A 24,090-nucleotide genomic window follows, 5' to 3' on the forward strand; every position below is an offset into this window, starting at 1 on the left:
AGGATTCTTATTTGAAAATTTTTTTAATTATTTTTTCTTGACCTTTTGAATATGGTGGATATTTTATTTTTATATCAATATTGTTCGACCTAATCATTATAGATTTTCTGTTTGAAAAATTCATAAAACCAAATTTCCCATGATAACCACCCATTCCACTTTCTCCAACTCCTCCAAATTCTAAATTAGGATTTGTCAAATGCATTATTGTATCATTTATACAAACTCCACCAGATGACAAATCATAAGTTAGTCTATCAATATGTTCTTGGTCTTCACTAAAAATATACATTGAAAGAGGTTTATCCATAAATTTTAATTTTTCTATTACTTTAAAAATATCATCATATTCTATTACTGGAAGAATTGGTCCAAAAATTTCTTCTTGCATAATTTTATTTACAAAATCTACATCATCAATTATTGTAGGCTCAATTTTTAAAGTTTTTGAATTATACAAACCACCAGTGTAAATATTTTGACCTTCCATCAAATTAATTAGTCTTTCAAAAGAATTTTTGTCAATTATTCTTGGATAATCAGGATTTTCCAATGCTCTGTCGCCATAAAATTCTAATATTGTTTGTTTCATCAATCTCAAAAGTTCTTTTTTAACATCTTTATGAACCAACAAATAATCTGGAGCAACGCAAGTTTGTCCGCTGTTTAAAAGCTTTCCCCAAATAATTCTTTTTGCGGCAAATTTTAAATTTGCACTTTCATCAACTATACAAGGAGATTTGCCACCAAGCTCAAGAGTAACTTTTGTCAAATTTTCACTTGCTTTTTTCATAATAATTTTTCCAACTTTTTGAGAGCCAGTAAAAAATATATGGTCGTATTTGTAAGATAAAAGTTCATCATGACTTACTTTTTCATTATCAACGCAATAAATAAACGCCCTATCAAAACTTTCATCCAATAATTTTTTTATTATTTTTGATGTATAAGAAGATTTTTTTGAAGTTTTTAAAATTACAGTATTACCACTTGAAATTGCATTTACAATTGGATTTATTGCAAGCAAAAACGGATAATTCCATGGAGAAATAATTAAAGTCACACCCAAAGGTTCATATCTTGTAAAAGATTTTGCAGGCATTGCCTCCATATTTGTAATCTCTCTTGTATCTTTCATCCAATCTGATAAATTTTTTAAGGAAAAATCTATTTCTGCATAGGCACTTGCAATTTCTGAAATATAAGATTCTGTGCTTGATTTATTTAAATCCATTTTTAAGGCATAAATAATTTCTTCCTTATACTTATCAATAGAATTTTTTAAAGTTATTAAAGCTTTTTTTCTAAAATCTTCTGTATTGGTTAAGCCAGTTCTAAAAAATATTTTTTGTTCATTTATAATTTTTTCTAATTCTTTCATATCTTACCTCGCTTACTTTACCTATACCCAATTTTAAACAATAAAAAAACACCAGCTTAAATTATTAAGCTAGTGAAAAATTATTTTTTTGATTTTTAATCATATAGCTTTATTTCCATTCTTCAACATCAACTTTTTTAAAAATGTCATCTATAAGTTTTTTTTCAGCAATATCAGGACTAAAGGCTGTTGCACTTCCACAAGAGACTGCAAGTTTATATGAATCAAGTTTTGAAAATCCTTTCATATAGCCAAAAATATATCCTGCAACCATGCTATCTCCACTTCCAACAGAATTAATTAATTTTCCTTCAATAGGTCTTGCTTTATAAACTATATTACTATCAATAAACATTGAGCCATCTTTACCAAGTGAAACAATTACATTTTCAGCTCCTTGGTCAATTAATTTTCTTGCATATTTTACAATTTTTTCATCACTATCAATTTTATCTTCAAAAATTTCAGAAAGTTCATCCTTATTTGGCTTTACTAAAAATGGTTTATAAGATGAGAGTTTATATAATTTTTTACCAGAAGTATCTAGAGCAAATCTTACATTATCCATTTCAAGTAAATTTACAATAAACCTATAAAAATCATCTCCCAAAGATTTTGGAATTGAACCAGATATTATTACAAAATCATCTTCTTGTAATTGGTCTAAATAATTTAAAAATTCTTCAATTTCTTCTTCTTTAATTTGAGGACCTTGGGCATTAATTTCAGTTTCCGTTTCATATTTTAATTTCACATTTATTCTAGAATCATCTTCTATTCTCGTAAAATCTTCCTCGATTCCCAACTCATTTAATTTTTTTCTAATAAAATCTCCTGTAAATCCTCCAAGAAAACCAATATTTATTGAATTTTCTCCAAGATTTTTCAAAAGTTTAGAAACCATAATTCCTTTTCCACCAGGATATTTTTCTTCTGCATTACTTCTTAAAGTTTCTCCATCAGAAAACTGATCTATTTTTAAAACATAATCAATAGATGGATTTAAAGTAAGTGTATAAATCATTTCTTCTCCTCAATAATTTCATTTCTTTTTTATTTATTTTAGAAAATAAATATTTTTAATTTAATATCAACTCTTATCCAAAATAATGAGTCAAGATTATTATAGTACATTTCACATAGAAATGGAGCTTTTTACTTTAAATATTGATTTTTTTATTTCAACTTGTAAAGTCATTGTATAATAACTTATTGAATCGAGGTGAAAATAATGACATTTTTAATTCAATGGATTGCAAACGCAATTAGTCTTTATCTTCTTGATATTTTATTTGATGGAATAACTTTTACAGAAAATAAAGCAATAATAATTACTGCTTTAATATTAATGTTTGTAAATGCAATTATAAAACCAATTTTAAAATTATTATCTCTTCCATTAACAATTGTAACTTTTGGTTTATTTTCTTTTATAGTAAACGCAATTGTTTTACAAATTACATTTAATCTTGCAAGTGGTGCAAGCATAAATTCATTTGGAACTGCTTTAATTGCATCAATAATTCTTGCAATAATAAATCCTGCAATAAGCAATTTTTTCGACAAAAAATAAGACTCTTGTATTTTTGCAAGAGCCTTTTTTGTTACAATTTAATTTTTAAGACAATTTAAATTTTTCCTCATTATTTATTAATTCTTTTTCTTTAATTTCTATATCATCAATTCTTATAAATCTATCCATAGCCAATTTTTCCAAAAATAAATCTATTTTTTCTCTATCTCCTTGAATATTTAATTCAACATCTCCATCATATAAATTATTTACATCTCCAGTTAAGCCAAGTTCATTTGCAAGCAAATAAGATTTATATCTAAATCCAACTCCTTGTACTCTCCCTTTAAAAATCATATTATATCTTTTCATTTTTTACTCCTTATTTATTTTCTACCCATCAAAATTAAAAAATATTTCTTTACAAAAATTATTATAAGCATATAATAAAAATAACACCCCCACACGGTGTTAGTTAGGAGGTAAAATGAAAGAACGCTTTGATGTTAGTGGAATGACTTGTGCATCTTGTCAGGCAAATGTTCAAAAAGCTGTCGAAAAACTCGGCGTTGATTTTGTAAATGTAAATCTTATTTCGGAAACCATGACTGTTTCTTATGATGATGGAAAAATTTCTGAAAATGATATTATAAAAGCTGTTGAAAAAATTGGCTATGGAGCAAAGCCAAAAAATAAAAAAAATTTAAAAGAAAATAATAAAACTTTTGATGAAGAAAAAATTGTCAAAAACAGATTAATTATTTCTTTTATATTTTTGATTCCACTTATGTATGTTTCTATGGGACACATGATAAATCTTCCACTTCCTCATTTTTTAATGGGAGCGCGTGGCAGTGTAAACTTTGCTTTTTTGCAATTTTTATTAACCTTGCCAATAGTTTTTGTAAATAGAATTTTTTATATTTCCGGTTTTAAAGCTCTTTTTAACAAAGCATCTAATATGGATACTTTAGTAGGACTTGGATCTTTTGCCGCATTGATTTATGGAATATTTGCCATAATGAGAATGGCTTATGGTCTTGGCTTTGAAAAATTTGAAATTGTAGAAAATTATAGGCATAACCTATATTTTGAATCATCAGCAATGATTTTGACTTTGATTACTTTGGGAAAATATTTCGAAAAAAAATCTAAAGGTCAAACAAAAAAATCTTTGGAATCTTTGATGGATCTTGCTCCAAAAAAAGCTAGAATTTTAAAAGATAAAAATGAAGTAGAAATCTTGGTTGAAGATTTGAAAAAAGGAGATTTGATTTTAGTTAGACCAGGAGAGGCAATTCCTGTTGATGGAATTGTAAAAGAAGGTTCATCTCTTGTTGATGAATCTGCAATAACCGGCGAATCAATTCCTGTAAATAAAAATATTGGAGATGAAGTTATTTCTGCAACTTTAAATAAACAAGGCTCTTTTATATTTGAAGCTACAAAAGTTGGAGAAGATACTACGCTTTCAAAAATAATTGAACTTGTAAATCAAGCAAATGAAACAAAAGCACCGATAGCAAAACTTGCCGATAAAATTTCTGCAATTTTTGTACCAACTGTAATGATAATTTCTTTATTTACTTTTGTAATTTGGATGATTTTAGGATATGGATTCGAATTTTCTTTAAATTTTGCAATTTCTGTTTTAGTAATTTCTTGTCCATGCGCCTTGGGACTTGCAACTCCAATGGCAATTATGGTTGCTACAGGAAAAAGTGCCCAATTTGGACTCTTATTTAAAAATGCAGAAAGCTTAGAAAATCTTCACAAAGTTGATACAATTTTACTAGATAAAACTGGAACCATAACTGAAGGAAAACCACAAGTTACTTATATAATTTCAGAAATTGATGAAAATGAATTTATAAAAATTGCAAGCTCAATCGAAAATAATAGCGAGCATCCCCTATCACACGCCATAAGCGAATATGCAAAAGCTAAAAATATTCAAGCAAAAAATATAGAAGACTTTGAGGCGATTTCTGGTAAAGGAATAAAAGCAAAATATGAAAACAAAATTTATTATGGTGGAAATATTTCCTTGATGAAAGAAAAAAATATAGATTTAAAATCCTATGAGAAAAAAGCTGATAAATTTTCAAATGAGGGAAAAACCTCTATGTATTTTGCTGATGAAAAAAATGTAATCGGAATAATAGCCGTTCAAGATAAACCAAAAAATTTATCAAAAATTGCAATTGATGAAATGAAAAAAATGGGCTATGAAGTTAGGATGATTACAGGCGATAATGAAAAAACTGCTGAGGCAATAAAAAACGCCTTAAATATTGACGAAAAATACGCAGAAGTTTTGCCCCAAGACAAGGAAAAAGAAATTAAAAATTTGCAAAAACTAGGAAAAAAAGTCTTGATGGTTGGAGATGGAATTAATGATGCGCCAGCACTTGCAAGAAGTGATGTGTCAATGGCAATAGGTAATGGAACTGATGTAGCCATAGAATCTGCCGATATTATTTTAATAAACAATAATATTTTGGATATTGTATCAGCATTAAAACTTTCAAAATCAACCATAAAAATCATTAAAGAAAATCTTTTTTGGGCGTTTTTCTATAATATAATTGGAATCCCACTTGCAGCAGGTCTTCTCTATCCTGCTTTTGGGTTAAAACTTTCCCCAATGTTTGGAGCTTTTGCCATGAGTTTTTCATCAATATTTGTCTGTTTAAACTCACTAAGGCTTAGAAAATTTAAAGCAAATTTTGAAAACGAAGAAAAAATAAAAGAAGAAATTCAAAAAGAAAAAAATAAAAATATAAAGGAGAAAAAAATGAACGAATTAAACAAAATGATAGTAAAAGTAAATCAAATGAGCTGTAACCACTGCAAAAATCGTGTAGAAGAAATTCTTAAAAATATTTCTGGAATTGAAAATGCCGAAGTTAATTTAGATGAAAAACTAGCAGAAGTCGATTACTTTGGAGCTATTGATGAAAACGAAATAAAAGAAAAAATAAATGACGCTGGATATGAATTTGTTGGCATAGAGTATAAATAATGCAAGCTGACAAAGATAAAACCCTAAGAAAATTAAAAACAGTCAGAGGACAGTTAGACGGACTTATAAAAATGGTTGAAGATGACAGATATTGTATAGATATTTCAAATCAAATAATGGCATCAATTTCAATTTTGAAAAATATAAATTCCGACGTCCTCTCCTCCCATCTTGAACATTGCGTCTACAAGGCACTTGATAAAAACAATGAAGATGGAATAGAAAAAATCGAAGAAATCGAAAAAATAATAAAAAAATTATCCAAATAATTTTAAATCTTTGTTAAAAATTGTTTATTTTGAAAAACTTCGGGTAAAAATATAAGGTAAACAAGTTAATAAGTTGAATTTTAAAAGGAGAAAATTATGGATAGAATTGAAAACAAAGAAATTCAAGCAGAATACGCAAACGAAGTAAGTGAATATACAATTAACGACAATGTAATAGCAAAAATCGCAAAAAAAGTTTTAACAAAAACAGACGGAATTTTAGAATTGAAAAAAAATGTATTTTCATCAATAGCTGATAACTTTACAGACGGAGAAAATACATCAGGAATTTCAATCGACGTTGACGATGCAAAAAATGCTGTAGTTCACACAAAAATAATTCTTGAATATGGCAAAAAAGCTCAAGAAGTATTCGCCTCATTAGATAGAAATATCAAAAAAGAAGTTTATAGCCTAACAGGAATAAACGTACAAGCAGTTAAAGCAGAAATAGTTGATGTTTTAACAAAAGAAGAATACGAAGAAAAAAATTCAAAAGATAAAGAAGATAAATAAGTAAAAATATTTAAGGGACTGTTGTAGAATTATGATTATTCATAATTTTCGCAACAGTCCCTTTTTCTTAGAAATTTTTAATCATATTCATAAAAGCAGAATTATTTTCTAAAATTTTAAAAATAAAAATGCCAATTACAGATACAACAATAAATTCACTCATCATAAATTGTCCAAGCATAATAATGAAAGCAGTTGATGAATCTAACAAAATATAAGTTCCAATAGCTGGAATAACCATAGATAAAACTGGAAATAAAGATGCTATGAACAAATTTTTTTGTCTAATTATCATCATAAAAGCCAAAAAAGATGCGAAAGTTCCAAAAATCACATCAAATACAGCAATATCAGACGCAAAATTAGCCAAAAAACATCCCAATAAAAGTCCCGGAATGAATCTTTTGTTATAAAAGACCAAAAGAACTAAAATTTCACTAAAACGTAATTGGATAGGTCCGTACGCAAGAGATGGGAACATTAAAGTGATTATTGCATACAAAGCCGCGATCGCAGCTGACTTAACTAAAAAATTTGTATCCTTAAAATTATATCCTTGACTAGACATAAATACCTCCTTGATTTTTTTCGGATGGGTCCCAAGTAAACATCCTTTTCACATTATAGCATATACAAACTTAATAATGAAATTAAAACAAAAAGATTTATAATTTCACTATTAAAAATTTCCCCTTGTTGACAAAAAAATTATAAGATGGTATTATTAATAAGTCAGCAAGTTAGTGCCATTAGCTCAGTTGGTAGAGCACCTGACTCTTAATCAGGGTGTCCAGGGTTCGAATCCCTGATGGCGCACCAATTTTAACGCAGATTTTTATCTGTGTTTTTTTATTTTAATTTTTTCATTTTATTTCTTATTGTTTCAAAAATGATTTTCACAAAATTCTTAGTTAATTTTTAGACATTTTATTTTTTTGGTATATAATAATTATATAATGAACGACATCCGTAAGGAGTTGTATCAGGAGGTAATATGAATAATAAAGAAAAAACTCGTAAAATGGTAACTGTTGCTATGCTTGGAGCAATCACTATGGTTTTAGGATTCACTCCGATGGGATACATTCCCCTAGGTTTAATTAATATTACGACCATGCACATACCAGTTATTATAGCTGCAATTTTGGAAGGACCAATCGTTGGTGGTCTTGTGGGATTTATTTTTGGTCTATCTTCTATAGCAAATGCTATGCTTAGACCTGGTCCAATTTCATTTGTTTTTTACAATCCAATAATTTCAGTTTTGCCAAGAATTTTAATAGGAATTTTTGCAGGACTTACTTTTAAAGGATTAAAAGATAAAAATAATGAAAAAATCAGAAAAATTTCTTTAATTTTGTGGACAATTCTTACAGGATTTTTAATTTATTTGGTATTTTATAATTTAACTCATCAAGCAAAAATATATCAAATTGTAATTTCTATAGTAATAACTATAATTGCTATTTGTATGCTTTATTTAACTTATAAAAATAAAAATTCAAATCTTTCTGTAGCTATTGCATCTTTTGTCGGAACAATGACTAATACTCTTTTTGTTATGGGCTTTATTTATTTGTTTTATGCAGAAAAATATGTAAGAGCCTTGGGTATTTCTGTTGAGGCTGCAAGGAGTACAATTTTTGGTGCAATAATTACAAACGGACTTCCAGAAGCTATTATGTCAATAGTTTTGGTTTCTGCAATTGTAAAAGCTGTTAGAAGATAATAAAATTAAATCCCCTAGCTTTTATATTTTTCTTATTGGCTTTGCCAGTAAAAAATTTAAAAAGCTAGGGGATTTTTTTAATTATTTTTAATTATTTTTGTTGCAAGCTCAAGCATATCAACTGCCAAATAATAATTATCTCCTAATAAATCATAAACTAAATCTTCTGAAAAAATCCCTTGACTAATTTCCGGATCAATTTTTCCTTTATTTGATTCTTCTAAATCTTTCATATATTCTTCTGACGAATAATAATCTGATAATTTTTTATAATCTTTTTGGATGTTTTTAAATTTTTCAAGCGCCTTTCTAAAATCTTCTACTTCTTTGGTGTTTTTGTTTAGAATTTCTTCCATTTCTTTTATTTTATTTATATCTGCCATTTTCTACCTTCCTTATAATAAATTATTCCTTATATTATTACCCTATTTGAATTTTTTAATATAAAAAGGACTGTTGCAAAGTTATAATTATCTATAATTTTACAACAGCTCCTAATTATTATATATTTGATTTATTTATTATTTCTTTTAATGTTTTTGCACTTTCTTTCATTCTTTCATCTTCTATATCAGTAAGTGGCACTTCAAGAACCCATTTTACTCCATTTTTTCCGATAACTGATGGAGCTCCAATAAAAATATCTTCTAAACCATATTCCCCATCAAGATATGATGAAGTAGAAAATACAGAATTTTGATCATTTATAATTGCTTCAACAAGTCTAGCAAGTGCCATGCCAATTCCGTAAAAAGTTGCGCCTTTTTTATCAATTATTTCGTAAGCTGCATTTTTTACTTTTTCAAAAGTATCTAAGAGTTCTTTTTCGTCAGTTTCGCTGTGGCTTTTAACCCATTCATACAAAGGCATACCGCCTACATTTGTGTGTGACCAAACTGCAAATTCGCTATCTCCATGTTCTCCCATTATAAAAGCTTCAACGCTTCTTGGATCAATTCCTATTAAATTTGCAATTTCTTTTTTAAATCTTGAAGAATCAAGAGTAGTTCCTGTGCCTATAACTTTATTTGCTGGAAATTTTGAATATTTCCAAGTTGCATAAGTCAAAATGTCAACTGGATTTGATGCAACTAAAAATATTCCATCAAAACCGCTATCTACAATTTGTCCAATCATATCTTTAAATATTTTAAGATTTTTTTCTATTAAATCAAGTCTAGATTCTCCAGATTTTTGTGGAATTCCAGCTGTAATCACAACTATTTCCGCATCTTTACAATCGCTATAATCTGCCTTGTAAATGTGTTTTGGATTTGTAAAAGAAAGCACATCGGAAAGATCCATCGCATCTCCCTCTGCCTTTTTTTCATTTATATCTATAATTCCCAATTCTCTTCCAATACCAAGAATTGTAGAAGCATAAGCAAAAGAACTTCCAACAGCTCCATCGCCAACTAAAATTATTTTACTATCTTTCATTATTCCTCCTAAAAATTTTATTCCTAGTTTTTTACTCTGATTTATAATAATTATTATACGCTTTTTTGAGGAAAATGATAATAATTATTAATTATTTAATCATTAACAAATAAATTTGAATTGTTTCTTAAATAAAATAGCAAATTAATATAATCTTTTTGATAAGGAACGAATTCTTTTTCGTCAATAATTTTAATTAGCTCATTTAAACTTACAAATTTTGCATCAGAAACTTCTTCTTTTTGCAATTTTAATTTATTTAAATCTATATTTTTATTACTTATTATAAAGACATCATCAATTCTAAATCCAGTATTTACCGAAATATTTGGATAAGATTTTGAAAAATCATATTTTATTCCAAGCTCTTCAAATAATTCTCTAGATGCAGCTAGTTGTGAACTTTCTCCGCTTGATACAGCTCCAGAGACTGTCAAGTCCCATAAATTTGGCCAAGATTTTTTTATTTTGCTTCTTTTTTGAATCAAAAGTCTTCCCTTTCTATCAAAAATTAAAACATGGATGATAAGTCGATAAAGACCTCTTGGCACAATATCTCTTCTTTCTATAATATCTCCAGTTTTATTTCTAAAATTATCGTACAAATCTACATACTCTTTCATCAATTTCTCCTTTATACATTAATTTATTCTTACCCTATTTGACAATTTAAAAGCGACAAATAATTGCCGCATTTAAATAATTTTATTTTAAATTCTATTAAATAAATAAAATCCAAGAAAAATATGTAATCCTATAAAAATTGGAATGCCTATCATAAATTTTTTGTGACGCGTTTTATGATGAATCAATTTCATGGAAATATACATAAAAAACGCTCCACCCATAAAGGCAAATAGCAAAAGAATATTTTCCCTTACTCTTTTCTTTTTAAATTTTTTTGAAGCAATTTTATCATAAATCACAAGAAAAATCGAAATTAAGGAAACAAATATAAAATAAATTATTAAATATTTAATTTTCATTTTTTATCAAATCTTCAAAAATTTCTACAAATTTTTCTTTTTCATCTACAAATACAGCATGACCAGAATTTTCAAATTTTATAAAATTAACCTTATTTGGAAAATATTCAATACTTTCTAAAGCATCGTCAATTGGTATAACCATATCTTTGTTTCCATGAATCCATGTGACTTTTTTATTTATTTTTTCAATCAAGCCACTTCCCTTTTCCTTGGTGTTATTGTAGGTTACCATAGCAAGGAGCGATTCCAAAAAACACCTTTGTTTTAGGAAATCTTCAGCCATTTTCCTTAAATCATCAGGATTTGGATCGTTGACATTATAAATTGTTTGCCTAAATAAATCTTCAAAAAAATCAATATCCTTATCTTTTATTCCATTTAAAATAGGAACAGTAAAAGAATGATCGTGTTTGATGTTAAAATTTTTCAAAAAATTAGGAAGTTTTAATTTTTTATCTTCATCATTTACATCTTTATCTTTTGGCATAACAAAACCCTTAACTCCAACAGAAGCTATCAAAATTAATTGTTTTATTTTTTCAGGAAACATTCCTGCAAAATCCATGGCAACAAGTCCTCCCAAAGACCAGCCTACAAGAGAAAAATTATCTATATTCAAAGAATCAGCAAAATATTTCAAATCCTCTGCCCACTCTTTCATTTCCTTGTGCTTATTTTCATAAGAGCTTTCCCCGTATCCAATTAAATCTGGAGCAAATACTTCAATTTTTTTATCAATATTTTCCAATAAATCTTCAAAAAATTGGGAAGATGATTGAAAACCGTGAATCAAAATAACTTTATTTTCTCCACAGCCCACATGTCTATAAGCCATGGTCTCGTCATTATCCAATTTTATTTTTTTAAATTCAATTTCACTCATTTTTTCCTCTATTTTTATATAATATACTGATATTTTATCAAAAATATGTCTTTGAATCTAATAATTTTTGGTTAAAATTATCAATAAATATTGCACCAATAGGAGCTGTAATTATAATCCCCAAGACTGCCATCGATAAAATTATTTCTCCACTAGAAAGCCCATTTGCAAGTGGAACTGCTCCAATAGCTGCTTGAACGGTTGCCTTTGGCATATAAGAAAAAACTGTAAACAATTTTTCCTTTTTATTTAAATTTGAGCCAGAAATTGAAATCATAGTTCCCAAAGACCTAATAATAAGCGCCAAAAAAATCATAACAATTGAAATAAATCCAAGTTTTGTTATATAAAAAATATTAACCTCAGCTCCAACCAAAACAAATAATAAAACTTCTGCAAAAATCCACAATTTTCCAAATTTTTCTGAAAGTCTTGAAGAAACTTCATAATTCGCTTTAATTTTGAAAATGCAACTCATAGCTATAACTGCCAAAAGAGATGAAAAAGCAATTTTATCTTTTAATAAATTTTCCATTGCAACTAACAAAAATGAAATAGCAAGAATTATTATAAGCTTAGTAGAATTTCTTATCATATCGCCTTTTTTATAAAAAAATTCAAAAACGATATATAAAATATAGCCAATAATAGCTCCTACAATAATTCCTAAAATTATAGAAATTGGAACATTTACCAAAGAAACCAAACTTACATCTTCTCCCTTTGCCATTGACAAAAATGATGAAAACAAAACAAGAACAAATATATCATCACAAGATGCACCAGCAAGAATCATTTGTGGAATTGATTTTTCAACTCCCCTTTTTTCCTCAATTAATTTTACCATTCTTGGCACAACAACAGCTGGCGAAACTGCTGCAAGAACCGAACCCATTAAGAGTGCATCAACACTTCTTATTTTGAAAAATATTCTTGCAAAAATAAAATAGGCTAATATTTCAAAACTTGCAGGCAAAAATGACAATAAAATTGCAGATTTTCCTATTCTTTTTAAATCAGAAATATCCAAAGAAAGACCAGCTTTAATTAAAATTACAATCAAAGCAATTTGCCTAAGCTCTGATGAAATATTCAAAGTCTTTGAATCAATTAAATTTAAAACATTAGGTCCTAAAATAATTCCAGTAAAAAGCATACCAATTAGAGCAGGTATTTTTAATTTTTTACAAAAAAATCCAAATATTAATCCAAAAATAATAATTAGACCAAAAGAAACTAACATAAATCCTCCTTTTTGGGACAAAAAAACTGATGAAATCTGTCCCCTAATAGTAACAGAAGTCATCAGCAAAATGCGGTTTTAGAAATAATCTAAGGGAGAACTTCATTCCCTTTTAGTATTATAAATTTTTTGAAAAAATATGTCAATTTTTAATTTTTATAAATTCCTTGAACTCTTCTAAATTTTTTGCCATAAAAAATGGATTGATTAAAAATTCTTTTTCAACACTTGTTGGAAGGCTAGGAAGAGATCTTGAAAGTTTTTCTTTGGCCTCACTTATTGCATCATCCATAATTTTATCTTTAATAATTCTTTTTGATGATTCTATGCAATCAATAGTGTATTCATGAGCTGGATAAATCAAAATATTTTTATCCAATTGTTTGATTTTTTGAACGGAATCAAAAGAACTTTGATAATCTCCAGTAAAAACTCTTCCACAACCCGAAGAAAATATGGTATCTCCACAAAATAAATTTCCATCTACCAAATAAGAAATATGTTCTTCAGTATGGCCATTAGTTTTTAAAACTATAAATTTATATCCAAAAATTTCAAATTCATCTTTATCTTTTAAAGTAATATCATTTAAATTTTTCGTTTCAGCCGGACCATAAACTCTTATATCTTTAAATTTTTCCTTTAATTTTTTCACTCCACCAACATGGTCCATATGTTTGTGAGTTAATAAAATTGCGTACAAATTTTTATCTTTCAAATAATCAAAACAAGGATTTGCCTCTCCTGGGTCAATTAAAATTACCTCATTTTCTTTTTCTATTGTCCAAATATAATTATCTTCAAAAGCTCTAATAAAATTTATTTTCATAAAAACTCCTCTCAAAAAATTTATACCCAAAAATCAAAATAAAAAAAGTAGGCAAAAGCCTACTAGATCATATACAAAGTCAGTTTAGTAATTCATTATTAATTCAAAAATAAAATTAAGCTAAAACCCATCTCGACTAAGTGAGTGAAGCGAACGCATGGAGAGATCTCATGAGATTTCTCCGCTCACTACGTTCGGTCGAAATGGGAATTTCCTTAGTTTATCAACAGTCTGAGTAGGCAAAAGCCTACTAATTTAATTTATTTATTTTCTTTTGTAGAGTCATTTCCAAGTGCGAAAAATTTCTTTCTAATTTTTCTTCCTGTTTCTGTTCCTGCTATTCCACCTATTCCTGTTTCTCTTAAAGCTTCTGGTAAAGTAGATCCAACTTCTCCTGCTGCTTTACAAACTTCATCAAATGGAACTATGCTTGTGATTCCTGCCATTGCCATATCAGCAGAAATAAATGCGTTTACAACTCCAGATGCGTTTCTAAAAGTACAAGGATATTCTACAAGTCCTGCAATTGGATCACAAACAAGACCTAGCACATGCAAAAATGCAAAACTTGCTGCGTGAAAACAAACTTCTGGGCTTTGATCATAAAGAAAACATGCTGCAGCCGCTCCCATAGCAGCTCCTGATCCTGTTTCTGCTTGGCAACCGCCTTCAGCTCCTGCAAAAGATCCATAATATCCAATTATTTTTCCAATTCCAATAGCTGTTAGCATTGCATCAACCATTTTTTCATCAGAAAATCCTTCACGTTTTTTTAGAGAATATAAAATTGCTGGCAAAATTCCAGAAGATCCCGCTGTAGGACTTGCTACAATTTCTCCCATTGCTGCACTTATTTCTAGAGTTGAAAATGCCATTGCCATTGCCTCTGTAACAAAATTTCCTGTAATGGATTTTCCTTCTTTTGAATAAGCGTTCATTTTTTTTGCAAATCCATCAATCATGCCCATGGCAGTTTTTGTTTCATGGTTTAAATTTCCTGTTGCAGATTCTTCCATAACCTTAAACATTTGTGTCAAATTAAATAAAATATCATCTTTATTAATTTGCGATGATTTTAATTCTTCTTCAAGAACTAAATCTTTGATGTGGACTCCTCTACTTTCACATTCTTCTATAACTTCAGATGCTTTTCTAAACATTATCTAACCCCTTCTATATAATTTGCGTAATCATATCTCTTATTATTTATGATCTCATCAATAATTTCTACTTCTAATTTTTCATTTAATTCAACTATTAATGTTACTTCATCGTCAGCTTTTACTGTTTTCATGCTTTCAATATTGTAATCATTAGTTGCTAAAAGCTTACTTACTTCATAAATTACGCCTTTTTGTTCTTTGTATCTTAAAATAATTGTTGGGAATTTTCCATTATAGGAAATTGACACATCATTAATTTCAATTATTTCTATATTTCCACCACCAATTGATGAGCCAGTAACTGATGATGTTGTTCCATCTGGATAATAAAAAACAATTTTTGCAGTATTTGGATGAACCGGTCCCAAATCATCTTTTATAAAATGATATTCAAGACCTTCCTCATCAGCAATTTTAAATGAATCTCTTAATCTTTTGTCATTTGGTCTAAAACCTAAAACTCCTGCAAGAAGTGCCTTGTCAGTTCCGTGTCCCTTATAAGTTTGAGCAAATGATCCATGAAGATGAAAATCTACCCTAGTAAAACCGTCTTTTACAATTGATATAGCAACTTGTCCAATTCTTGCAGCTCCTGCAGTATGAGAAGACGAAGGTCCTATCATAATTGGTCCAATTATATCAAAAACTCCATACTCTTTCATAATACCTCCATTCAATTATAAAAACCTTTGCATTATATTACAAAAACTTACATCTAATATTATATTACACTTTTTAATAAAAAAATAAAAGCCAATTGATATTATTTTGCTAAAATTTTGCAAAATAATGTCAGTTGACTTCGATTAGTTTTAATTTTTTAAAAATATAAAAATTTAAATAAATAGAAAAATTATATAAAATTGCAGCTATTAAAAAATAAATAATTGGTGGAAGTTTATTTAATAAATTTGTAAAAACTGGGCTATAAGAAAGATAAGCATAATTTAAATTAAATTTTAAATTTATTATTTCTGTTATTAGCAAAAATACATTTACAAGTATAAATAAAAATTTCAAATTTTCTTTTTTTATTTGAATTTTGTCGACTATTAGGAAAAATAGCGAAACCCAAAATACTAAAAAATGTGTCAAAAAGAAATTTACATACATAATATGAGGCCATGAATATGGCATTAAATCTGGAAAAATTAAGCCAATAATTCCACCTATTAGTCCCCAAAAAATTGTAAGAATTTTTAAATTATTTGAATTAAATATAAGTGCAAAAAATCCACTATAAATACTTATCCTACAAGTGTATAAGGGCAAGGCTTCATTTATTGTATCTTTTCTTACAAAACAAATAAAATATAAAAAACTTATCTGCTGAAATGCCAGCAAAAAAATAAATATAAGCCTTACATATTTATATATTTTTTTATTTTCTTTGATTTTTCTTCTGTATTTATATAATAAAATTGCTACAATTACCATAAAGGCAAATAAAATTAAATGCAAAAAACTATATGAATCAAAGACAAAACCATCTTCTTTTCTTCTAAAAAATTCATCCATAAAATTATTCATTACTACTCCTAAATTTTCTAGCTACTATCATATAATAATTTTTATTTTTAGTCTATTAATTTTTATAAATTAATAAAATAAAATCTTAATTTCTCAAAAAAAGCCAAAAGATTTTTCTTTTAGCTAATTTTTATATAAATTTTTAATTGTCCTTGTCAAAAGCTATAAATGCATTAGAAATTCGTCTTCCTAAATTATGCATTGATTCAAATTGTGGACTACCTCCATGACTTACTGGCTCATCAAAATCACTCAAAAATGAAATTGCAAAAACACTATCGCCAACATCGATTATAGCAATATCATTTTCTATTCCACCATCTGGATATTCTCCCGATTTATTTAATCCCTTAGCTTTTTTTGGCAAATCAGCCAATAATTTTATTTTTGATGTTGTAGTATTTTCAGACATTGCTTTCATTGCTATATCGCAATGCTCACGGCTAATAATTTCTCCATCATAAATTACAATCAATGCCTTATTAAGGTCTTTTGCATTTACAAGATTGGCTTTGCCTTTTCCATGCATTTTTGTATATAAGGCACATCTATTTTTTCCAGTTACTTTTTTTATCATTCTTCCTACATTTAAACGTGCAGTCTTCATATCATTATCGCCAATTTTATCTATTAGTCTATCTGTAGATTCATTATTGGAATCTCTTAGCATTAAATAAATATCATCTTCTACATCTTTTTCATCCAAAATTCCTTCTTCAACTTGCCTATAAGTTTCAAGTGCGATAAAAATTTTAATAGTTGATGCCGCAACTTGTGCATCATTTTCATCAGAAGATTTTTTCTCAATAGATATATTAGATTTTCCACTAATTGTATCAACAGCAACTTGCCAATCGCCCTTTAAATTTTCCGTTTCTTCATCAATTATTTTTTCAATTTTTGTATAAAGATAATCATCAGTTACTCTTTTATTTTTGAATTCATTAGAATCATCTTTATCCTTTTCATCAATAAAAGTTTCATTTGAATCATATAATTTTTCTATATCATTTAAATACTTATCAGATTTAAATCCTACTACACTATTTTTGGCAGGATGTGGTTTAATTTCTCCAGATTTTTTGTCTGACTTAGATAATTTAATAATAAGAATTAAAACAAATAAAATTATAATAGCCAAGGCAAAACTAGGAATATTTTTCTTGTTTTTTCTCATAGTTCCCCCAATAAATATGTACTTCTAATTTTATGCTAGCCCATTTGTAAATTAGTGTCAAATTTTTAGTATTTTTTTATAAAATTTATAAATTTAAAATAAAAAATTCTCCTATAAAAATAGAAGAATTAATTATTGTATATTAAATTATAAAATTAAATTCCTAACATTTCATCTGTTATTTGAACTTCTTCACGATAAAATTCTTTATCTGTAAATTTTAATGGTTTACGCAATAAAGTCAAAGGAAATTGATGAATTAAGCTGTTGTAACTCTCAATGCACCTATTTAGTTCAATTTTGCTATTAGATAAATAATTTTCGCTATTAATAATTTCATCTAATAAAATTTTTACATTTTGATTATTGCTAAGTTCTGGAAAATCATTAATAAATTTTCCAAATTCTTGTGAACTTGTTACAAGCACATCTTCATCGCTATAAGTTTTCAAACGATCTTTAGTATTTTTTTCGTGACGTTCTTCTTTTTTTGTATAACTTGCTTTTGCAATATCAATATAAGATTCTTTTTCGTTTTTTTGATGTTTATCTATCAAACGATTTGCCTTATCAACCAAATCACGATTTCTAATTTTTATAGATTCAAGACTGCTTGTATTACTATAAATTCTTTGCTCCAAAGACTTAGCACTGTTATATTGATATATAAAATTTGCAATAAGAGCACATGCAAATCCAAAAGTTACACTTGCACCACTAAAAGGCTCTACTGTCATCTCAGCATCATCTGGAGTAATTGTCATAGAAAAAATCATTAGCCAAACAATTGTCAATAAAAATCCTAATCCGACAAACACACATACAGATTTAAATACACTTTTTGATTTCATAATATCTCCTCAATTTTTTATACTATAAATATACAAAAAATACTTATTATAGTCAATAAAATTATGTATAAATGTAAAAACTAAATCAAAGAAAAAATTCAAAATAAAAACAAGATTTTGAAATGAGAGTAATTATTTCAAAAATCTTGTTTTTAAAAATCGAACAAAAAATAATTTTTAAAATTACTTTTCATTTTACATTTTAATAAGCTATTCATCTAAGGAGAAATCATAATTTTCATTTAATTTCTTGCTTATTTTTTTTAGGAACTTGTATAGCCATAAAAATTGAACCAGCAAAAAGAAGTACGCTTGCAATAATCATAAGATAAAAACCTGTTGTGGCAAATTCCATATATTGTTCAAATGATTGATATTGAAGAATAGCTATAGCTAAATTTAAAACCGAAAATACTATAGTAAGAATTTTTTTCTTCAATAAACATGAAAGAATTGCCAAAAGTGATAGACCAATCAAGATAATTCCAGAGCCAAAGCTATCATCAGGTTTTAATAAATTTATTTCTTGACCCAAAAATTCTGCCGCAGGAATTACAGTAGAAATACAAACAAGAACGCCAAATACAATTACTAAAATTTGGCTAGCATAAATTTTTTTCATAATTTTCTCCTTTTATAATTTTATTTTTCAAATAAATGTACCAAGATAAAAAGCAATACTCATAAAACAATTTTCCCCTTAGATTTTCAGATTAATACACGAAAATTTATAAAATACTTACCAATAAAAACTTTTAAAAAATTTAAAATAAATTCTAATGAAAAATTTTAGATACAAAAAAGCGCCTTCTGCAAAAATCGCAAAAAGGCACTCTAAAAAATATCCTCAAAATTTCGGATAAAATAATTTACTTTAAATTTTCTTATTTTACATAAATTCGCCATGAGCATAATTAACCTCTCAAAAAGCATTAATTTTTTTAATATTATAGCACTTTAATTGACAAAACACAATATAAAAATAAAAATTTTTTATATAAAATTATTTTTATTTTTCCACTTTATAAATTAATATTGTTTTTTAATACCAAAAATTATTGACAATAAAAAAAGACCCAAGTGGGTCTTAAATTACTATTTTCTTCTTTTTTTTCTCTTTGCAGCCTCAGATTTCTTTTTTCTTTTAAGGCTTGGCTTTTCGTAGTGTTCTCTTTTTCTGTATTCTGTTAGAACACCGGATCTTGCGCATTGTCTTTTGAATCTTTTAATTGCACTATCTATTGATTCGTTTTCTCCAACTTTGATCTCTGTCATCTCTATCCCCCCTCTCGTATCACACAATTAAGTTTGAAATCAACCTGGTGGCCATTGCAAGGATCTTTGTGCTAAAACATGAAAATGCATGTGCTTAACACTTTGTCCTCCATCTTCTCCTGTATTGTTGACTATTCTGTAGCCATCTTCTGCTACATTTAGATCTTGTGTTATTTTTTTAATAACCATAAAGATATGAGAAATTATATCCTTATCTTCCTCATCTAATTTAGCCAAACTTTCTATGTGTTTTTTTGGTATAACAAGAAAATGGATAGGTGCTTGTGGATCTAGATCATTAAATGCAATTACTTTTTGATCTTCGTAGATTATATCTGATGGTATTTCCCCATCAGCAATCTTACAAAATACACAGTCCATACTTCACCCCCATTGATAAATATAATATCATATTTTAATAAAAAGGTAAAATTTTTTATAATTTTTACAAATTTATTTCTTTTATCTTTTCTTTTTTTATAATACTTATTAATAATCCTAAAATAATTCCAAATATTGCTGGAATCAACCAGCCAAATCCTAGTTCAAATGCTGGTAAATAATTTTTTGCAAAATCTACAATTCTACTTATAGAATCCGTACTTGAAATATTTTTTGGCAAAGCTTTAAGCAAATCAAAAATTGAAAATATGGCCGTAAACAAAATAGTTAAAGAAAATATTCTCTTATTTTTGCCAATTATTGGATATGCCAATGATAAAAATATTAAAACTATTGCAAGCGGATACAAATACATCAAAACTGGTATTGACAAGCTAATTATTTTTTGAAGTCCCAAATTTGCTATCAAAAATGATATTAAGGTAAAAACTACAGCATAAGCTTTGTATGAAAGTGTATTTGGATACATTTGTATAAAAATTTCAGAGCAGGCAATGATTAGTCCAATAGCTGTTTTTAAACAAGCTACTATTACTATTGCAGCTAATAAAATCTTGCCGAAATTTCCCAAATAATAAAATGAAATATTAGATAAAATTCTTCCACCGTTATTGCCTAATTTCATTATATTTACAGAAGATGATGACATAAAAGATAAAGAAATATAAACTGTGCTCATAGCAATCAAGCAAATCACTCCACTTTTTAAAGTTTCTTTTGCGATTTGATTTGAATCTTTTACTCCAAGTTTTCTAATACTTGAAATAATTATTATTGCAAAAGCAAGACTTGCAAGAGCATCCATTGTATTATATCCATCAAGAATTCCTGTAAATAATGGATTTTTTTGGTAAATTTTAGTAGGTTGATTTTTTGCCAAAGCTCCCATTGGTTTAATGATTGCAAAAATAACCAAAACTGACAATAAAATCAAAAAAGTTGGCGTCAAAATTTTTCCTATATTATCCATAACTTTGCCAGGTTTTAATGCGAAAGCTAAGACAGCAAGGAAAAATATTAATGAAAAAACAAATAAAAATAATTTTATTTTATCTTCAGAAATATTTGGAGCAATTCCAACTTCAAAAGCTACCGTTGACGTTCTTGGAATTGCAAAAAATGGTCCAATCGTCAAATACAAAGCTGTTGTAAAAAAATATGCAAATTTATCACTTACAGTCTTTCCCATTTCAAACAAACTATCATTTTTTGAAATAGCACTTGCAACAACTCCCAAAATTGGAAGTCCAACCCCACTAATTATAAATCCCAAAACAACTTTATAAAGATTAGTTCCAGAATTTTGTCCAAGCTCAATTGGAAAAATTAAATTTCCAGCTCCAAAATACAAGCCAAACAACAAAGAACCAACTAATAAAGTTTGATTAAAACTAAGTTTTCTTTTCATATTATTCCCCTATCTTTTCAAAATTAATATTTATATAAATATTCCTAATTTTATACAAAATATTACTTAGATGAATTATAACACAAGAAAAAAAATTATAAAAGCAAATCTACATATTTCTATCAAATTTCCCAAAAAATTTTAAAAATCAAAAATAAAAAAGAGCTATCAAAAAGCTCTTTTAAATCTTACAAATATTTATGATTTATTTTTTATCATAATCTCAAGAAGAGATTCATATATTGGTTCATTATTGAAATTTTCTGTTAGTAAATAAGCCACAAGACTTACAATTATAATTGGCAAGAAAAAATCAATCCTTCCTCCTGTCATTTCAATTATTAAAAACATTCCTGTCAAAGGCGCTCTAACAATTGATGCAAAATGAGCTGCCATTGCAAGCATTGAAAAAATTATAATTTCATTTTCGCCAACTAAATTTAATTCAAATAAAATACAGCCATAAAAATTTCCAATTAATGAACCCATAGCAAGCAAAGGAAAAAATATTCCGCCTGGAATTCCAGAGCAAAAAGCAATTAACAAGAGCAATAATTTCATAAAATAAAAATATATTAAAGTTGAAATTTCATAATTATCTCCTTGGGCAAGAGAAATAAAATTTTCTCCACTTCCCAATAATCTACTATCAAAAAGTAAAAAAATACTTGTGATAAAAAACGGAATTATAGATTTTATACTTTGAGAAATAGGCAAATTTTTATATAATTTTTTTCCAGACAATATACTCTTATTAAATAAAATTGATGAAAATCCTACTAAAATTCCCAAAAAAATTAAATAAATCCAAAATCTCATAGATAAATTTAGATGATTTTTAATTTTTATTACAGGATCATTTCCTATAATCAAACTTGTTACGATACTTGAAGAAATAATTGTTGATGTTATGTAAATAAAATTAATTCTAGAAGTTTTTTTCATAAGCTCTTCAAGGGCAAAAGCAATAGCAGAAATTGGTGCTGTAAAAGCACTAGTAATTCCAGAAGCAGATGAGCCAATAATCATTATTTTTTTATCATCGTCATCTAATTTGAAAATATTTGCCATAACTTCACCAAGAGAGCCTCCTATTTGAACAGAAGGACCTTCCCTTCCCAAAGTTAAACCAGAACCAATAGCAAGCAAGCCTCCAATAATTTTATTAATCAAACAAGACAAGGCACTATAATCCAATTTATCATGCAATTTCCCTGAAATTTGAGGAATTCCGCTCCCACCAATCATCGGCTCCTTGTTTACACAAATCGAAACCAAAAAACCAATAAATATAAATGTAAAAACAAAAATTATAGCATTTAATAAATTTTTTTGACCAAAAATTATTAAATTAGAAATGACAAACATAACTTTTGGAATTAAAAGTCTAAATAAACTTACTACAAGACCTGCACATAAACCAATTATAATTGAAATCAACAATAATTTATAAGAAATACGTTTTTTCATTCTAACCCCATTTAATAAACTAACCAAATATTTGCAATTTGATCTTTTATGCTATTATATGACCAAGATTTCTCAGAATTTTTCATAGAATTTGGATCATTTATAACAAATCTTCCATTTTTATAAGAATCAATAACCAAAATATGTCCAAACAAAGTAAAATATCCCTTATTCACAGAAACAATAAGACTTCCCCTGTCAAGAGCATTAATCATAGCGTCTTTATCATTTTCAATATTTTCAATATTATGGCCATATTTATTAGCCTCATCAGCAAAAAATTTCCACTCAATGCCTTCACTTCCCATATAAGATTGAGCATCCTGAGCAATATTTAATGGACTAATATCCAAATTTGGATTTAATCTTTTTAAAACCATAGCCATAGAAGTAGGACCACAACCCGCAAATCCAATATTAGAATTTCCCAATTTATTATAGGCCCACCTATTATCCCATTGTAAAAAATAAGGAGTAAGTCTTCCATAATTTACACTTTCACCAGGATAATATTCAAAATCAACTATTCCATTTTTCAAATTATAAACAAACTCACAAGTATCTATATCATTTCCAACAAGATAAATTTCACTGTCAGTTAAGCTATCAAAATTCTCATAAAGCCAATTAATTTTTTCATTATCATCTTTGTGTTTTTCAATATTTTTATATAATTCATCCATATCATCAGTTTTTTCCTTATTAAAAACAAGGCCAATCAAATCATCAACCCCTCCCGTAATCGAACTTGATTTAACTAATGAAAAAAAAATTACAACTAAAAAAATAAGAAAAATAAATTTTAAAAATTTTTTCATATTATTAATATATCATAAGCACATAAAATTTAATAGTAGACATAATAATTGTTTTAATTCTAATTTTTTATTTTTAAAAATTTATATGCCATTTGAAATTTAAAATAAAAAAGAAGGTGTTACCCCTCTTTTTATTAATTACTATTTAAAATTATAAAAATATTTCTAATCTTTATTTA

General features: G+C 27.2%; 27 protein-coding genes, 1 tRNA gene and 1 riboswitch. Of the genes, 6 read left to right on the forward strand and 22 right to left on the reverse strand.

What is annotated here, in order from left to right; all coding sequences use genetic code 11:
- Positions 1-7: 7 nt before the first annotated feature.
- Both HMPREF0078_RS04595 and pfkB read right to left on the reverse strand, forming a co-directional pair.
- Positions 8-1,381: an aldehyde dehydrogenase family protein gene (locus HMPREF0078_RS04595; protein WP_004838963.1), complete on the reverse strand. Its 1,374-nt coding sequence runs from the start codon at positions 1,379-1,381 to the stop codon at positions 8-10.
- Positions 1,382-1,490: 109 nt separating this feature from the next.
- Positions 1,491-2,405: a 1-phosphofructokinase gene (pfkB, locus tag HMPREF0078_RS04600; protein WP_004838964.1), complete on the reverse strand. Its 915-nt coding sequence runs from the start codon at positions 2,403-2,405 to the stop codon at positions 1,491-1,493.
- 207 nt (positions 2,406-2,612) lie between these two features.
- Here pfkB and HMPREF0078_RS04605 point away from each other — a divergent pair, with 207 nt between their 5' ends.
- Complete coding sequence (locus HMPREF0078_RS04605) at positions 2,613-2,954, forward strand: phage holin family protein (protein WP_004838965.1); 342 nt, start codon at positions 2,613-2,615, stop codon at positions 2,952-2,954.
- Between the two features lie 45 nt (positions 2,955-2,999).
- Here the strand turns inward: HMPREF0078_RS04605 and HMPREF0078_RS04610 are convergent, their stop codons facing one another.
- On the reverse strand, positions 3,000-3,266 hold the full coding sequence (locus HMPREF0078_RS04610; RefSeq protein WP_004838966.1) for an acylphosphatase: 267 nt from the start codon (positions 3,264-3,266) through the stop codon (positions 3,000-3,002).
- A gap of 115 nt (positions 3,267-3,381) precedes the next feature.
- On the opposite strand from HMPREF0078_RS04610, the gene HMPREF0078_RS04615 reads away from it, so the two are divergent.
- The 3 genes from HMPREF0078_RS04615 to HMPREF0078_RS04625 all read left to right on the forward strand — a co-directional run bounded on the left by HMPREF0078_RS04615 (position 3,382) and on the right by HMPREF0078_RS04625 (position 6,704).
- Complete coding sequence (locus HMPREF0078_RS04615) at positions 3,382-5,919, forward strand: heavy metal translocating P-type ATPase (RefSeq protein WP_004838967.1); 2,538 nt, start codon at positions 3,382-3,384, stop codon at positions 5,917-5,919.
- Positions 5,919-6,188 (forward strand): metal-sensing transcriptional repressor, encoded by a 270-nt coding sequence (locus HMPREF0078_RS04620; RefSeq protein WP_004838968.1) that lies wholly within the window; start codon positions 5,919-5,921, stop codon positions 6,186-6,188. The genes HMPREF0078_RS04615 and HMPREF0078_RS04620 overlap by 1 nt, the downstream gene beginning before the upstream one ends.
- A 96-nt stretch (positions 6,189-6,284) precedes the next feature.
- Positions 6,285-6,704, forward strand: a complete 420-nt coding sequence (locus tag HMPREF0078_RS04625) for an Asp23/Gls24 family envelope stress response protein (RefSeq protein WP_004838969.1) — start codon at positions 6,285-6,287, stop codon at positions 6,702-6,704.
- Between the two features lie 67 nt (positions 6,705-6,771).
- On the opposite strand, the gene HMPREF0078_RS04630 is transcribed toward HMPREF0078_RS04625, so the two are convergent.
- Positions 6,772-7,272 carry a QueT transporter family protein gene (locus HMPREF0078_RS04630; RefSeq protein WP_004838970.1) on the reverse strand — a complete coding sequence of 167 codons (501 nt, stop codon included), beginning with the start codon at positions 7,270-7,272 and terminating at the stop codon, positions 6,772-6,774.
- Positions 7,273-7,447: 175 nt separating this feature from the next.
- On the opposite strand from HMPREF0078_RS04630, the gene HMPREF0078_RS04635 reads away from it, so the two are divergent.
- Both HMPREF0078_RS04635 and HMPREF0078_RS04640 read left to right on the forward strand, forming a co-directional pair.
- Positions 7,448-7,523 (forward strand) — tRNA-Lys (locus tag HMPREF0078_RS04635).
- Between the two features lie 175 nt (positions 7,524-7,698).
- Positions 7,699-8,433 carry an ECF transporter S component gene (locus tag HMPREF0078_RS04640; protein ID WP_004838971.1) on the forward strand — a complete coding sequence of 245 codons (735 nt, stop codon included), beginning with the start codon at positions 7,699-7,701 and terminating at the stop codon, positions 8,431-8,433.
- A 77-nt stretch (positions 8,434-8,510) separates the two neighbouring features.
- Here the strand turns inward: HMPREF0078_RS04640 and HMPREF0078_RS04645 are convergent, their stop codons facing one another.
- From HMPREF0078_RS04645 to HMPREF0078_RS04730, 18 genes are all read right to left on the reverse strand, one after another.
- Positions 8,511-8,816, reverse strand: coding sequence for a DUF4298 domain-containing protein (locus tag HMPREF0078_RS04645; protein WP_004838972.1), 306 nt, complete (start codon positions 8,814-8,816; stop codon positions 8,511-8,513).
- A gap of 118 nt (positions 8,817-8,934) precedes the next feature.
- The gene (locus HMPREF0078_RS04650) at positions 8,935-9,873 is read right to left on the reverse strand and encodes an L-lactate dehydrogenase (RefSeq protein WP_004838973.1); all 939 of its coding nucleotides are present in this window, start codon (positions 9,871-9,873) and stop codon (positions 8,935-8,937) included.
- Positions 9,874-9,968: 95 nt separating this feature from the next.
- On the reverse strand, positions 9,969-10,496 hold the full coding sequence (locus HMPREF0078_RS04655) for an NUDIX hydrolase (RefSeq protein WP_004838974.1): 528 nt from the start codon (positions 10,494-10,496) through the stop codon (positions 9,969-9,971).
- Between the two features lie 87 nt (positions 10,497-10,583).
- Positions 10,584-10,859: a DUF1294 domain-containing protein gene (locus HMPREF0078_RS04660; RefSeq protein ID WP_004838975.1), complete on the reverse strand. Its 276-nt coding sequence runs from the start codon at positions 10,857-10,859 to the stop codon at positions 10,584-10,586.
- Positions 10,849-11,745 (reverse strand): alpha/beta fold hydrolase, encoded by an 897-nt coding sequence (locus tag HMPREF0078_RS04665; protein ID WP_004838976.1) that lies wholly within the window; start codon positions 11,743-11,745, stop codon positions 10,849-10,851. Before HMPREF0078_RS04665 ends, HMPREF0078_RS04660 begins: the two co-directional genes overlap by 11 nt.
- A gap of 37 nt (positions 11,746-11,782) precedes the next feature.
- Positions 11,783-12,988: a cation:proton antiporter gene (locus HMPREF0078_RS04670; RefSeq protein WP_039920518.1), complete on the reverse strand. Its 1,206-nt coding sequence runs from the start codon at positions 12,986-12,988 to the stop codon at positions 11,783-11,785.
- A 46-nt stretch (positions 12,989-13,034) separates the two neighbouring features.
- Positions 13,035-13,107, reverse strand: a riboswitch (Fluoride riboswitch).
- Positions 13,108-13,130: 23 nt separating this feature from the next.
- Positions 13,131-13,817, reverse strand: a complete 687-nt coding sequence (gloB, locus tag HMPREF0078_RS04675) for a hydroxyacylglutathione hydrolase (RefSeq protein ID WP_004838978.1) — start codon at positions 13,815-13,817, stop codon at positions 13,131-13,133.
- Positions 13,818-14,077: 260 nt separating this feature from the next.
- Positions 14,078-14,977 (reverse strand): L-serine ammonia-lyase, iron-sulfur-dependent, subunit alpha, encoded by a 900-nt coding sequence (gene sdaAA, locus HMPREF0078_RS04680; RefSeq protein WP_004838979.1) that lies wholly within the window; start codon positions 14,975-14,977, stop codon positions 14,078-14,080.
- Positions 14,977-15,642 carry an L-serine ammonia-lyase, iron-sulfur-dependent subunit beta gene (sdaAB, locus tag HMPREF0078_RS04685; protein ID WP_004838980.1) on the reverse strand — a complete coding sequence of 222 codons (666 nt, stop codon included), beginning with the start codon at positions 15,640-15,642 and terminating at the stop codon, positions 14,977-14,979. The genes sdaAA and sdaAB overlap by 1 nt, the downstream gene beginning before the upstream one ends.
- Positions 15,643-15,772: 130 nt before the next feature.
- Positions 15,773-16,510: a YwaF family protein gene (locus tag HMPREF0078_RS04690; protein ID WP_004838981.1), complete on the reverse strand. Its 738-nt coding sequence runs from the start codon at positions 16,508-16,510 to the stop codon at positions 15,773-15,775.
- A gap of 142 nt (positions 16,511-16,652) precedes the next feature.
- On the reverse strand, positions 16,653-17,687 hold the full coding sequence (locus tag HMPREF0078_RS04695) for a serine hydrolase (RefSeq protein WP_004838982.1): 1,035 nt from the start codon (positions 17,685-17,687) through the stop codon (positions 16,653-16,655).
- A 155-nt stretch (positions 17,688-17,842) separates the two neighbouring features.
- The gene (locus HMPREF0078_RS04700; protein ID WP_004838983.1) at positions 17,843-18,538 is read right to left on the reverse strand and encodes a LemA family protein; all 696 of its coding nucleotides are present in this window, start codon (positions 18,536-18,538) and stop codon (positions 17,843-17,845) included.
- 238 nt (positions 18,539-18,776) lie between these two features.
- Positions 18,777-19,160 (reverse strand): hypothetical protein, encoded by a 384-nt coding sequence (locus HMPREF0078_RS04705; protein WP_004838984.1) that lies wholly within the window; start codon positions 19,158-19,160, stop codon positions 18,777-18,779.
- 473 nt (positions 19,161-19,633) lie between these two features.
- On the reverse strand, positions 19,634-19,813 hold the full coding sequence (gene rpsU / locus HMPREF0078_RS04710) for a 30S ribosomal protein S21 (RefSeq protein ID WP_004838985.1): 180 nt from the start codon (positions 19,811-19,813) through the stop codon (positions 19,634-19,636).
- 39 nt (positions 19,814-19,852) lie between these two features.
- A complete protein-coding gene (locus tag HMPREF0078_RS04715; RefSeq protein WP_004838986.1) occupies positions 19,853-20,194 on the reverse strand; it encodes a histidine triad nucleotide-binding protein in 342 nt (113 codons plus the stop codon).
- A gap of 64 nt (positions 20,195-20,258) precedes the next feature.
- On the reverse strand, positions 20,259-21,623 hold the full coding sequence (gene brnQ, locus HMPREF0078_RS04720) for a branched-chain amino acid transport system II carrier protein (protein WP_004838987.1): 1,365 nt from the start codon (positions 21,621-21,623) through the stop codon (positions 20,259-20,261).
- 198 nt (positions 21,624-21,821) lie between these two features.
- Complete coding sequence (locus HMPREF0078_RS04725; protein ID WP_039920521.1) at positions 21,822-23,093, reverse strand: ClC family H(+)/Cl(-) exchange transporter; 1,272 nt, start codon at positions 23,091-23,093, stop codon at positions 21,822-21,824.
- An 11-nt stretch (positions 23,094-23,104) separates the two neighbouring features.
- Positions 23,105-23,911, reverse strand: a complete 807-nt coding sequence (locus HMPREF0078_RS04730; RefSeq protein ID WP_004838989.1) for a C39 family peptidase — start codon at positions 23,909-23,911, stop codon at positions 23,105-23,107.
- Positions 23,912-24,090 lie beyond the last annotated feature (179 nt).

Source organism: Anaerococcus vaginalis ATCC 51170 (genome assembly GCF_000163295.1).
Taxonomy (GTDB): domain Bacteria; phylum Bacillota; class Clostridia; order Tissierellales; family Peptoniphilaceae; genus Anaerococcus; species Anaerococcus vaginalis.